Annotated in this window: 18 protein-coding genes and 2 tRNA genes; all 20 read left to right on the top strand. The window is 60.0% G+C overall.

Annotation, left to right across the window (positions count from 1 at the left end; translation table 11 throughout):
* Position 1 precedes the first annotated feature (1 nt).
* Positions 2-73 (top strand) — tRNA-Trp (locus CJ179_RS38430).
* A gap of 193 nt (positions 74-266) precedes the next feature.
* Positions 267-340 (top strand) — tRNA-Leu (locus tag CJ179_RS38425).
* A 408-nt stretch (positions 341-748) separates the two neighbouring features.
* A complete protein-coding gene (locus tag CJ179_RS38420) occupies positions 749-1,000 on the top strand; it encodes a hypothetical protein (RefSeq protein WP_095864990.1) in 252 nt (83 codons plus the stop codon).
* 1 nt (position 1,001) lies between these two features.
* Positions 1,002-1,493 (top strand): hypothetical protein, encoded by a 492-nt coding sequence (locus CJ179_RS38415; protein ID WP_143549004.1) that lies wholly within the window; start codon positions 1,002-1,004, stop codon positions 1,491-1,493.
* On the top strand, positions 1,493-3,223 hold the full coding sequence (locus CJ179_RS38410; RefSeq protein WP_095864988.1) for a terminase: 1,731 nt from the start codon (positions 1,493-1,495) through the stop codon (positions 3,221-3,223). The genes CJ179_RS38415 and CJ179_RS38410 overlap by 1 nt, the downstream gene beginning before the upstream one ends.
* A gap of 9 nt (positions 3,224-3,232) precedes the next feature.
* Positions 3,233-4,771, top strand: coding sequence for a phage portal protein (locus CJ179_RS38405; RefSeq protein WP_095864987.1), 1,539 nt, complete (start codon positions 3,233-3,235; stop codon positions 4,769-4,771).
* Positions 4,768-5,700, top strand: a complete 933-nt coding sequence (locus CJ179_RS38400; protein ID WP_095864986.1) for a hypothetical protein — start codon at positions 4,768-4,770, stop codon at positions 5,698-5,700. Before CJ179_RS38405 ends, CJ179_RS38400 begins: the two co-directional genes overlap by 4 nt.
* Before the next feature lie 87 nt (positions 5,701-5,787).
* Positions 5,788-6,495, top strand: coding sequence for a hypothetical protein (locus CJ179_RS38395; protein ID WP_143549003.1), 708 nt, complete (start codon positions 5,788-5,790; stop codon positions 6,493-6,495).
* A gap of 28 nt (positions 6,496-6,523) precedes the next feature.
* A complete protein-coding gene (locus CJ179_RS38390; RefSeq protein WP_095864984.1) occupies positions 6,524-6,916 on the top strand; it encodes a head decoration protein in 393 nt (130 codons plus the stop codon).
* A gap of 98 nt (positions 6,917-7,014) precedes the next feature.
* Positions 7,015-7,995 carry a major capsid protein gene (locus CJ179_RS38385; RefSeq protein WP_218834902.1) on the top strand — a complete coding sequence of 327 codons (981 nt, stop codon included), beginning with the start codon at positions 7,015-7,017 and terminating at the stop codon, positions 7,993-7,995.
* A 91-nt stretch (positions 7,996-8,086) separates the two neighbouring features.
* Positions 8,087-8,338, top strand: a complete 252-nt coding sequence (locus tag CJ179_RS38380) for a hypothetical protein (RefSeq protein WP_095864982.1) — start codon at positions 8,087-8,089, stop codon at positions 8,336-8,338.
* Positions 8,339-8,728 carry a hypothetical protein gene (locus CJ179_RS38375; protein WP_095864981.1) on the top strand — a complete coding sequence of 130 codons (390 nt, stop codon included), beginning with the start codon at positions 8,339-8,341 and terminating at the stop codon, positions 8,726-8,728. It abuts the gene before it with no gap.
* A complete protein-coding gene (locus tag CJ179_RS38370) occupies positions 8,728-9,078 on the top strand; it encodes a hypothetical protein (RefSeq protein ID WP_143549002.1) in 351 nt (116 codons plus the stop codon). The genes CJ179_RS38375 and CJ179_RS38370 overlap by 1 nt, the downstream gene beginning before the upstream one ends.
* A 3-nt stretch (positions 9,079-9,081) precedes the next feature.
* Positions 9,082-9,570, top strand: a complete 489-nt coding sequence (locus CJ179_RS38365) for a hypothetical protein (protein ID WP_095864979.1) — start codon at positions 9,082-9,084, stop codon at positions 9,568-9,570.
* A complete protein-coding gene (locus CJ179_RS38360; protein ID WP_095864978.1) occupies positions 9,570-9,956 on the top strand; it encodes a hypothetical protein in 387 nt (128 codons plus the stop codon). Before CJ179_RS38365 ends, CJ179_RS38360 begins: the two co-directional genes overlap by 1 nt.
* Entirely contained in the window at positions 9,953-10,318 is a 366-nt protein-coding gene (locus CJ179_RS54240) for an endonuclease VII domain-containing protein (protein WP_179377823.1), read from the top strand. Before CJ179_RS38360 ends, CJ179_RS54240 begins: the two co-directional genes overlap by 4 nt.
* Before the next feature lie 68 nt (positions 10,319-10,386).
* Positions 10,387-11,034, top strand: coding sequence for a hypothetical protein (locus tag CJ179_RS38350; protein WP_143549001.1), 648 nt, complete (start codon positions 10,387-10,389; stop codon positions 11,032-11,034).
* A gap of 102 nt (positions 11,035-11,136) precedes the next feature.
* On the top strand, positions 11,137-11,388 hold the full coding sequence (locus CJ179_RS50980; protein WP_143549000.1) for a hypothetical protein: 252 nt from the start codon (positions 11,137-11,139) through the stop codon (positions 11,386-11,388).
* A 22-nt stretch (positions 11,389-11,410) separates the two neighbouring features.
* Entirely contained in the window at positions 11,411-11,788 is a 378-nt protein-coding gene (locus CJ179_RS38345) for a hypothetical protein (protein ID WP_143548999.1), read from the top strand.
* Between the two features lie 65 nt (positions 11,789-11,853).
* Positions 11,854-12,273: a hypothetical protein gene (locus tag CJ179_RS38340; protein ID WP_095864974.1), complete on the top strand. Its 420-nt coding sequence runs from the start codon at positions 11,854-11,856 to the stop codon at positions 12,271-12,273.
* Positions 12,274-12,287: the final 14 nt, after the last annotated feature.

The following is a 12,287-nucleotide window of genomic DNA, read 5'->3' as shown; positions in this document are numbered from 1 at the left end:
TAGGGACTTAGCTCAGTGGTAGAGCAGCGGATTCCAAACCCGCGTGTCGGCAGTTCGATTCTGTCAGTCCTTGCAAACGGAGCAACCCTCCGCTGTTCAGTTTCTGACGGTTTTCAGTAAAGCCGAACAGAGACAAATACTGAACGGTCGACAGTTGCCCGGATCACAGCTGGTAGCCACGGCAGGCTGTGATTACCCAAACCTACGCAGGAGTGTCGCTGCGTGCCTAGCAAGTAGATAACTAGGTGAAACCAAGTGGCACATACGCTCTCGTAGCCCAATTGGAAGAGGCACAGGTTTTAGGTACCTGTCAGTGCGGGTTCGAATCCCTCCGAGAGCACGACTGAGATGTCCGAGATTTAGCGCGCCTTAGGTGCTTGGCGCGAGCGAACAACGGACTAGCTGACATCTCATGTGTCCGCCCTGGAGAGTGATCCGCAATTGGTTGTGGGACCGTCTCGAAAACGGCTCGGTCGTGTAACAGCGACAGGTGTTCGATCCGCCCTCTCTCCGCATTAGCAGGGTTTTGCGTTACGGCAGTGACTAGGACTCACCGGGCTCAAGATCGCGCTCCCTCGGACGGAGCATCCTGCTAGTCCGACCGGGTGCCGCATGGCGCGGACGGGGACTGTAAATCCCTCGCCTTTGGGCATCGGTGGTTCGATTCCACCCTCCCGGACTTCTTCTTACGCAACGTATTCCGACATGGATGTTGCGATCTTATCCCGTCATGGGAGGTATGACAATAATGAACAACGAATCGATTTTGCTGGCCGTTGACGAACTGGATGCCGAAGAGTACTTCAAGCAGTTTCAGGGCCTGACCAAGATCCCACTACGCATCTTCTACGAAGCCGACAAGGTTCCGGACGGAATGGTGCCACGACGCCACGTGTATGCGACCCCCAAGGCGATCTACGAGATTCCAGACTTCTGGAGCCGACTTCGTGTGATCCGGGGCAGCTTCATTCGTAGCCGACTACCCCTGCCGGTGGCCTGACATGGGCGCACGAGGACCGGCACCGAAGAATCCTGAAGATCGAATCCGGCGCAACGCTGATCCCATCGCGGACGCGAACGGCTGGATTGAACTCGAGCGGACGCCGAATGAAAACGACGTGCCGCCTATTCCCGTTTGGGTTGAATGCAGCGAACAGGCTCGAATGATTTACGAGGAGATCACCAAGCTGCCACAGGCACGCCTTTGGGGTCCTGGTACGTACTTCGAGATCCATCTCGCTCTCCCCCTACTGGACAAGTACCTGGAGAAGCCTGGCAGCGACGGTTTCAAGACCATCGTGAGCGCATGGGGCGCAGGCCTGCGGCTCACCGAGGACGACCTTCAGCGTGCCCGCATCCGGTTCAAGAAGGAGATCGATCCGGACGAGCTGGAGGACGCGAAGAAGGACCCGAAGGTCATCGACATGAAGAATCGTCGTGATCGGTTGCTGGGCAAGCAGAACGCCAATCGCGGGCTTGCTGAGGGGGCGTAATGCCTCACGATATTGTCACTCTCCCTGAGCATGATCGCGAGTGCTCGCTGGGCTGGCTCGCCATTGCCTGGCTGGAGTACTTCGCGATCCATGGTCCCGGCGACGTTGCAGGAGATCCTGTCGCGCCGATCATTGACGAGTACTGCGGATTCCTTCTGGACACGTACGCGCTCCAGCAGTCCGAGGACCCGAAACTGGACGGACGGCGGCTCTACGACCACGTGTTCCTGAGCCGGCCGAAGGGCTGTGCGAAGTCTGAGATCGCCGCGCTCATCGGAATCTTTGAGGGCCTTGGGCCTTGCCGGTTCGACGGCTGGGCTGAGGGCGGCGAGGTGTTCCGCGACGAGTGGGGTCTGGGCTTCGAGTATACGTACGCTCCTGGCGAGCCGATGGGCAAGCGCCTGAAGAACCCCTTCATTCGCTGTGTCGCAACCGAAGAGGGCCAGGCTGGTCTGATCTACGACACGATCCACCTGAACCTCACCGAGGGGAAGCTGGCGGGCGCGATGGCGTCCAAGACCAGCGCCGGTCTGACGAAGATCGCGATCCCCGGTGGCGGTGAGATCGTCCCGTCGACCGCCTCGGCCGCGTCGAAGGATGGCGGTAAGGACACCCTGGTCCTGTTCGATGAGACCCACCTCTACAACACTCCGCAGCTCCGTCAGACGTACAAGACCCTGACGCGAAACCTGGTGAAGCGCCGCAAGTCGGCACAGACGTTCGCCGTCGAGACCACCACGATGTTCCAGCCCGGTGAGGAATCGATCGCCGAGCAGACGTACCAGATGATCAAGGACATCCGGGCGGGCAAGTACAAGCGCCAGCCTCGTCAGCTGTTCGATCACCGCTACGGCGAGATCACACCGGCCGAGCTGGAGGATGAGGACAAGCTCCGCGCTGCCCTGATCGAATCGTACGGCGACTGCTGGTGGAACGACATCGAAGGCCTGATCGAAGAGATCAGCAACCCTCGTAACGACATCACCGCTTCCTTTAGGTATTGGTTCAACTCTCCGACGAGCGCCGAGAATGCCTGGATCGCTGAGTACGAATGGGCTCGCTGCGCACCGCAGGAGGGCGAGGAGTACCGCCCGATCCGCGAGGGCGATGTCATCACCCTCGGCTTCGACGGTTCGCGCCAGCGGCGCAAGGGAACCACCGACGCCACGGCCCTGGTTGGCTGCCGCGTCTCGGACGGAATGATCTTCGAGATCAAGATCTGGGAGCAGCCGGTCGACTGGAAGGGCGACGAGGGCTACAAGATGCCCGTCGCCGAGATCGACCGAACCGTCAAGGCCACGTTCAACAAGTACAAAGTGGTCGGCTTCTATGCAGACCCCGCCAAGTGGGAAACCTTCGTGGCGGCATGGGAGGCGAAGTTCGCCGAGAAGCTGAAGGTCAAGGCCACGCAGGCTCACCCCATCGAGTGGTGGATGACCGGCCAGCGGAACCTGAAGGTCGTTGAGGCGCTTCGCGAGTTCCAGGATGCGGTCCTGGACCGGGAGATCAAGCACAACGGCGAAGAGTCCCCGATCCTGTGGAACCACGTGATCAATGCCCGCCGAAAGGTCACCACCTCGGGCATCCAGATCGCGAAGGAGAACCCCGACTCTCCTCACAAGATCGACGGTGCCGTGGCGGCGATGCTCGCCTGGACTGCCCGCGTGGACGCGGTGGCGAAGGGCCTCGCGCAGCGGAAGAAGAAGCGCTATGCACAACGAATTCGATAGGGAGCCATCATGGCTGACGTAGAACCGATTAATCAGCCACCTGAATGGTGGTTCGAATTTTTGATGAACAAGTTCGATGCCAAGCTGCCTCGGACTCCTCGAGCTAGCTCCACAAACACGCCTGGCACCCGCCGCGAGCGGATGGATCTGCTGTGGGATTACTACATCGGCGACCCGCCGCTGCCGTTTATCCAGCAGAAGTACCAGGACACCTTCTCCGAAGTCATGCGCAAGGCTCGCGCGAACTACGCGACCATGGCGGTCGACGTGATGACGGATCGCTCCATCCTCCAGGGCGTTTCGACTGAAGCGGACCCGGACGTGGACGGTGACGACATCGCGCGTCAGATCCAGGACACCACCGGCTTCGCAGCCGTCCAGCGTGACGTGCAAACGTATCTTTTCGCGCTCGGTGAGGCCTACGTGACCGTGGTGCCGCCGCTCCAGGGCGTGCCGGACGCACTGCCGATGCTTCTCGCTGAGGACCCTCGTCGGATGGTCGGCCAGAAGGACCCGCTGAACCCAACCCGTCTCATTGCAGCCGTGAAGGTCTACGACGATGAGATCGCGGACCAGCAGGTTGCGCTCCTGTTCGTCAATAACAACCAGTACACGTTCCGACGTGAAGTGGGCCAGTACTCAACGTCTTTCAACGTCGACCAGTGGACCATGGACGGCTCGTTCAACATCCCCGGCATCGAAGTTCTCGGCGGCGTCCCCGTTGTGCGCTTCGACAACAAGATGGGTCTCGGCGAGTTCGAAGCCCACCTGGATCTGCTGGACCGGATCATGGATGGCGTTCTTCAGCGCATCGTAATCCAGTGGTACCAGAGCTTCCGGCAGCGTGCCGTGAAGGGCGACCTGGATGGCGGCGAAGACCTCTCCGACGACGACGAGACCGACAACCTGATCCGGTCGGTCGGCGACACGTCCATCTCTGACCTCTTCCAGGCAGACCCTGGCGCACTCTGGCTCGTTCCTGAGGGCGTGGACTTCTGGGAGTCGGAGCAGGCCGACCTGACGCCGCTCATCATGGCGATCCGCGACGATGTGAAGGAGTTCGCGGCTGCAACCCGGACCCCGCTGCACATCATCACCCCGGACGCCGCCAACGGCAGCGCTGAGGGCGCGTCGCTGATGCGTGAGGCCCTGGTGGACAAGATCACCGACCGACAGGCTCGGCAGATCCCCGGATGGCTCCTGGTGTACCAGCTGGCGTTCTCTCTCGCCGGTCAGGAGACTCGCGGCAAGGGTATGCGCCTGATCTGGTCCAAGATCGAACGCAACAGCCTCCAGATGAAGGCTGACGCTATGGCGAAGACGGCCGGGATCATGTCCCGCAAGCGCCAGCTGATCGAGATCTTCGAGATGGACCCGGTGACGGCGAAGCTCAACGAGACCGAGCTGGTCCAGGAGATGATCCTCCTCGAGGACCAGGCGCAGACTGCGACCACCACGGGCCAGCCTGCCTCTACCGGCTCCACGTCCGGCCAGGCCTCCCAGACCGCCTCCGCGCCAGCGCAGGATGAGCAGGCGGCTGCGGCGTGATCACTCGCACGTTGATGCGGACGCTGACGGGCCGCATGACCCGTCGCGCCCGCATCCTCCTGTACGCCGAGCAGCGTATCGAGCGGCTGTGGCGCGACACGGACCCCTACGACGGCAACGCCGTGCAGGAGTTCTCGGAGCGCGCGGCCGAGGTGATGATCTCCGCGCAGCAGCAGGTGGTGTCGCTAACAACTGCGACTCAGCTGCGTTATTGGGATGAGGTCGGAGTTTCTTTCGACTTTGTTCCAAACGTCCCGGATGATGTCCGACTATTCGGAACTCGCGAATCAGATTACGTCTCACCTAAGACTATTTCTGTAAATGGAAAGCCATCAGATCGGCTTCCTACCAGCGAGATCTTCAATCGGCCGGCGCGGGAATATCGCGCCAAGGTTGCCGCAGGTATGGACCCGGCTAAAGCTCTTGAAATCTCCGTAAATCGTGCGAAGATATACGTGGGAACAAATGTTGCGCTTGCTGAACGCGAGACAACGTTCCAGATTCTGGATGAAGGTAGTCGTCAGACTCCTGACTTTCTCGGCTGGCGTCGAGTCATCCATCCTGAAGCGTCCACCACGGGCGTGTGCGGCCTATGTCTTGCCGCGTCGGATCGGATCTACTCGCGCGACAAGCTGAAGCCCATCCATGACCATTGCTGCTGTGAAGTGCTGCCGGTCACTCAGGACAACGATCCGGGTGACGAGCTGAACCAGCAGGATCTGGCAAACCTTTACGACCTCGCTGGCGGCACTGCCGCAAAGCATCTGGGCGAGGTCCATTACAAGATTGACGAGCATGGCGAACTTGGGCCTGTTCTCGTCCCACCGCGCAAGAAGTACACGGTGCCGCACTTCACGATTCAAGACATCGTGCAACCGAACGAATCTGAGCCGGTGGACCTTGATGCGCTAGTTCCCGTTGGGGTCTAGCTTCCTTGATTTCCGTCTTTGACGGCATTGCGGAGTCCGACATGGACGATCGCTGATTTCTTACCTACCCGACAGGGGAACAACTGCATGACCGCTCCAAACGCTCCGGTTCAGGTTACACCAGCTGCCGGTGGTTCCGCAACGGAAAATCCCACCACAGCGCCTCCAGTCGTCACAGAGGTGACACCGGAAACGGTAACTGAGCCAAACGAATCCGGCCTGAACGAGTTCGGCTACCCCGATGGCACTCCACTCGCGGAGATGACCGTCGAGCAGCAGGCCAAGTACTGGAAGCACAAGTCTCGCAAGCACGAGGACGCCGCCAAGGTTTACAAGGACGGCCTCACTGCTGAGCAGGCAAAGGCTCTACAGGACAAGATCGCCGAGCTGGAGAACGCTCAGCTCACTGCCGAGCAGCGCGATTTCAACCAGCAGCTCGAGGACGCGAAGAACGCCGCGCGTCAGGAGGCTCGCAACGAGCTTCTTCCGGTCATCCAGGAATCCCAGATTCGTGGTTATGCAGGCACTGTCGTCACCGGCCCGCGTCTTGACGCATGGGTCCAGGCAGTCAATTCATCGATCTTCATCGGTGAGGACGGCCAGGTCGACGGCAACCTCGTCGTGCAGCACGTCACCGCTCTCTTCGGCGAGCAGACGCCAGCTCCGACGACCCCACCTGTCGTACAGACACATCCCAACTTCGGCCAGGGTGCCCCCGCTGGCGGCTCCGCAAGGCCGTCCCATCGTGACGCGGGCCTTGCGGAAGTCAATAAGCGGTTCAACAAGGCCGCTTAATTTCACCAATTACCTGAAGGGGTAACCAATGGCCAACATTGCCGTGCGGAACACCGGTACGTACACCGTCGAGAACCGCTCCTACATCTACCAGGACCCGGGCGTCTGGACTCGAGGCTCTGTGACCCTCGACATCACCAAGTTCGTTGCGGGTACGCACTACCCGGCTGGCTACATCAAGTCGGGCACCGTCCTCGGCAAGGTCACCGCCACTGGTCTCTACGGCCCGTACGACAACACCGCCAGCGATGGCCGTGAGGTTGCAGTGGGCTTCCTTTGGGACTCGGTTACGCCTACCAGCGACAAGGAAGCCGCGCCGATCTGGCTCTTCGGCTTCATCAAGGAGTCCAAGCTGCCTGCGGCTCACGGTCTCGATTCCGCGGCCAAGGTCGACCTCGCCGGTTGGTTCAAGTTCTTCTGATCCGGTCCATCCACTAGCTACCTTTCACAGGAGAGATTATGTCTCTGATTTACGATGGCCCGGTTCACCCCGACGCCGCAACTGTTTTCGTCCGCAATGTGCCAAGCCCAGCGGACCACAAGCTGTCTACGTTCCTGCCGGACAAGACGATCAACGACATTCGTGTCGACTTCGCCTCGGCCGCGCGAGTGAACCGGACGGCCTCCTTCCGAGCGTTCGACGGCAATATTCCTTACCTGGAACGCGACTCGGTTGAGACGCGTCAGATCGACCTCCTGCCCCTGAGCATCATGGGCGGCAAGGGCGAGTACGAGCGCCTGAAGCTCGAGCAGCAGCGCCAGGCCGGTGGTTCGCTGACCGCGATCACCGAGGCGATCTACAACGACCTCGAGATCGGCGTGCGGTCCATCCGTAACCGTCTCGAAGTTGCGCGTGGTCAGGTGCTCTCCACCGGCAAGCTCACCCTTGCTGGCGAGAACGGCATCTTCCTTACCGCTGACTTCCAGGTCCCCGGCGACCACTTCGTCACTGCCGCAACTCCTTGGTCCACCGTGGCCACGGCTCCGGTTGTGCAGGATCTGACGACCTGGGTCGAGAAGTACACGCAGGACAACGGTTTCGCGCCTGGTGGCATGATCATCTCGCGCAAGACCATGGGCTACCTCCAGCGTAATGCTGAGTTCCGCCTCCTGCTGTCCGTCATCCAGGGTGCGCCCGGTGTTGTCGGCCGCTCGGCAGTCGATGCAGTCCTCGCGGACTACAACCTGCCTCCGATCGTGGAGATCTACGACACCGTGATCAACGTGGAGGGCGTGGACACCCGCGTCATCCCCGAAGACAAGGTGATCTTCGTGCCGCCTAACGCTTCTGACCTCGGTTACGTGGCGTACGGCATCACCGCGACCGCGCAGGAACTTCTGGGCGCTGCTCAGTCGGATCTGTCCTTCACCGACGCTCCCGGCCTTGCCGGTGTCGTGATCAAGGACGGCCCGCCTTTCCGTGAGCGGACCATGGTCGACTCGCTCGTCATGCCGATCCTCGAGAACCCGAAGGCTCTGTTCGTCGCAGACGTTTTCTGATCCTCTTTCCACCTTCATTTACCTCCGGATGCTGTAAGAATTTCGGTTCTCGCAGCATCCGGGGGTGGATGCAAACTCGATAGGCAATTGAATGGCAAAGCTAGCCGGTTACGTCCACGTCGCGGACGACGAAGGCTACATGTTCCAGTTTGGTCCCGAATCGGACGTACCTGACTGGGCGGCAAAGAAGATCGTCAATCCACGTGCATGGGAAGCGGCTCCTCAGGTTGAGGATCTACCAGAGCTTGATGACGAGCCTGACCAGGACGAAGATGACGCGCCGGCCGATGAGCCAGCCGCGCCGAAGCGCACTCGCCGCACCGCAAGGAAGACGGCTGACTAAGTGGGCGCATATGCATCAGCGACGGATGTCGAGGACCGTTTCGAGGGCTCACTCAGCTCTGAGCAGCTGACGTGGGTCGGCGTGATGATTCTCGACGCCGAAGCGCTGCTGTCCTCTCAGATCCCACGCCTCGCTGATCCTTTCACCGCCTCGGCGGCTGACCAGGCGAACGCGAAGCGCGTGATCTGCGAGTCGGTTCTGAAGGTTCTACGGAACCCTGGCGGCTTCCAGTCGGAGTCGACCGGCCCTTGGACCGCAACCCGATTCCCTGATGGCACACCAGGCCAGCTGTCCTTCACCAAGGAACAGCTCGCAGTGTTCCGCAGGACACGCAAGAAGCGCGTCGGAATGATCGGCGTCGCTCCTGCCCGATGGGCGGAAACCAGCTGATGTTCGCATACGGAGATTCTGTCGTCGTCCTCCGATCCCCACAGGGTCGGGACAAGTTCGGCGACAAGGCCAGGGATGTCAGCCACGAGCTGCACAACGTCGGTATCCACTACGTCGAGACCGAAGAGATCAAGCCGACGACTTCACCATCTCAGGTGGACAACAGGCAGACCATCGAAACCGATGTGGATCTGTACCTAAGCGTCGGAGATGACCTTCTACCAACGGATTACGTCGAACTCCCTGACGGTGAGGTCTACAAGGTCCACGGCAAGATCCTCCCATCCAAGTCCCCACTGTCGGGTTGGAATCCAGGGAAGATCGCCCACCTGAAGCAGATCAAGGGCTGATCAATGCCGAGCTTCCCCAACGATGGCAAGTTCATCTACTACCGAGGCACCGGGACGTTCAACAACCCGCGTAACCCGGCCATCCTTCACATCCTGAAGAGCCAGGAAATGAAGCGACTGATGATGGAGTACGGCCTTCTGGGACAGGCCCTGTATGCGAAACGCGTTGTCAAGGGCGAGGACAAGCGCCCACACCAGCGCAACTTCGAGTCCACCCGCCTGAGGGCGTACCGAGCTGGCGTCGAGAGCACATTCAGTACTGATCTAGGTGCCAAGGACCGCTACATGGTCGACCTCGAGGCGTATGCCCGACATGCTCTCGCCCGTGAGTTCGGCCGCAAGATCGCGCACGACGAGGAAGCGCCAGAACGTTGGCGTCCATCCCGCAAGGAGAAGCCAGTCAGTCGGCGCGAAGAGGCTGAACGCGTACTCGGTGGTTACCGACGAGCACAGAAGAGCATTGTCGAAACCATTGAAAAGAAGAAGTTCTGATGGCTTTCCCTGACGCAGAGCTAGTCCTCCTGTCCCTCCTGGACGATCTGGGCTACACCTGCACGGCACTACCTGATCCGGATCAGTTCGACGCTCAGATGCCGATCATCGTCTGCAACCGAATCGGCGGCGGCGTTGATGGCCTTGGCATTACGGACAACGCACTCTGCGCGATTCTCGTGATCCACGACACCCGGCCGCTCGCCTGGCAGGTCACCGCCCAAGTCCGGCAGCGGATTCTCAAGGCTGGATGCACCGAGGTCGACGGAATCCTCATTGACACAACGTCTGAGGTCGTTGGAAACCAGGAAGTCATGGATATCAACCCCGAGAACCGGATGGTCGATTCCACCTTCTACCTGAGCTTCCGCGAGATGCGATCTTGATCTCTTGCTCGCGATGCGGCCTAGACAAGGACGAGACCGAGTTCCACCGGAACGCCTCACGGGCATCCGGACTCGATTCCCAGTGTAGGGCATGCGCAGCAGAACGAAAGCTACTGAGGCGCTACGGCATTAGCCGATCTCAGTACGACGAACTACTGGAAGCCCAGAGCGGCCTGTGTGCCATCTGCGAACAGCCTCCAGCCGGAAACCAGCCCCTAGTCGTGGATCACTGCCACGACGGGGACCAGCAGGTGCGAGGGCTTCTCTGCTCTCCCTGCAACGCCGCAATCGGCCTCCTGAAAGACGACCCGTTCGTCATCACCAAGGCCTCCGCCTACGTCGAGCTGCACAAAGCCGCCTGACGTTTTCAACTCCCGCTCTCCTTCAGGGCTGCGCGGGTCTCTAGTCCCTCACACGAAGGAGAGGCACTATGCCTAATACCGACATTGCCACAATGCGTAACCTCAAGCAGGGCCTCATCCGCAAGCCCCTCGCGGGTGCAGTGCTGATGGCTCCGTACGCCACCGCGATCCCCACCGCGTTCACTGCGGCCACGACCGCCGATCTCCAGTCCCTGACCGGCTTTACGTCGCTGGGCCACATCTCCAAGGAGGGTAGCCCGACGTTCTCGGTCGAGACTGAGACCAACGATATCGAGGCGTGGGGTCTGCCGGAAGCTGCTCGTACCGACATCATCTCGCGTAGCACGTCGGTTTCGTGGACTGGTCTGGAGACCCACAAGACCAACCTGGAACTTTTCCACAACACCACGATCTCGGCGACTCCTGACGCTACCACGGGTGAGGTTTCGTTCACGGACCCGACCACGCCTTCGACCGTCTACCGGCGCGCGATCTTCGTCTCCGTCGATGGTGCTGGTACCAACGCCATCTTCATCATCAAGGTGATGCCGAAGTTCACCGTCACCGAGATCGGCGAGCAGCAGTGGTCCGAAGAGGGCGCTCTCGAGTACCCGATCACGGGCGTTGCCAAGACCGACGACGTGCTCGGCTACGCCGTCCGCACCGTGTTCGGTGGCCCAGGCTGGAAGGCTCTGTCGGCTTCGCACGGCTTCTGATCCTGATGGATCGTGCATGACTGCCGCCCCGCCACTGGTTTCCCCGGCCGGTGGCGGGGCGGTCTTTTCTTATTCGGGGAATCTTATTACGGAGGAATTCCAATGGCTGAATTCGAGCCTGTCCTGCTGGTTGACCCTAATGGCGCTGAGTACCTGGCCGTCTCTCCAGTGACTCTCAATAATCTTGTGTGCGCCGGATATACCAGGAAGAATGGAAACGTACAAGTAGCGCAGGAAAAGCCGGAAATTGTCGCAAACGACACCGAACCTGCCGCAATTGCTCCTGATGCTTCTGACGCATCCGAGCCAGAAAAGCCCGACGCGAATTCTCGCCGTCCACGGGCAACCAAGTAAACCTTTCTACGGGGAGTTATAAATGGCTGTAAAGAAGGCTGTCACTGTCGAAAAGCCTGTGTCCAAGTGGGCACAGCTGAAGGCGGAAGCGAAGAAGGAGTACGAGCCACCGAAGCCGTACCTGTTCGACGCATACGATCCGCCGATTGAAATCTCGGCACCTGACTCCCTCGAGCGCTCTCTTGCCCTGGCTACCCTCACTGACCTGCGCGGTCAGGTCGCCGTGAAGGACATGAAGCCGATGATTGAGGCCCTGGTCGGCGCGGACGCGTTCCCGTTCGTCTGGGCTGAGATCGCCGACGAGCCGGTCGAGGTCACCCTCGCTCTGGTCGAGGACATCAACGACCACTTCAACGAGGGCGCAGACGATTCGGCAGGTTCCCTTCCGGGGGGAGAGTAGGGCTCGTCGCGCTAATCCAGAAGCACGCCGAGTCCATTGAATACGATCTCCATCAGTATTTCGAAATGGACTTGCTGGACTTCTTTCGTGGCGTTTATCCCTGGCCGAAGCTATATCGCATCCTGAGCCGGCTGCCCGAAGGTTCTGAATATCGGGCAGACCAGGCTCTGGATACCGAACTCGCTGAAGAGTATTACGCCGTCTGGGCGGCTACTCAGGGTCCGGATCAGGGCAAAGATGGCGAAGACAAGAAGCCTCAGCTCCGATCCTCATCTGGATATTCCATGCAGATCCAGGTCCTTATGGCCATCGCGGATCTCATTCAGCAGCTTAATTCAACTCTTATTGCCGTGAATCTCCCCAAGGGGAAAAAGCCACCGAAGGTGCGTCCGATGCCACGGCCTGTTTCCGCATTCGATCTCGTTCGTGCTCGTCACGAAAAGGACGAGGTTGACAATCTTCTCTCCATTCTTCTTCCCAATTAATTTCTAGGTCAGAT

This window comes from Rhodococcus sp. ACS1 (assembly GCF_002300155.1).
GTDB classification, from domain to species: Bacteria; Actinomycetota; Actinomycetes; order Mycobacteriales; family Mycobacteriaceae; genus Rhodococcus_F; species Rhodococcus_F koreensis.
This window is presented reverse-complemented; position numbering and strand designations above follow the sequence as displayed.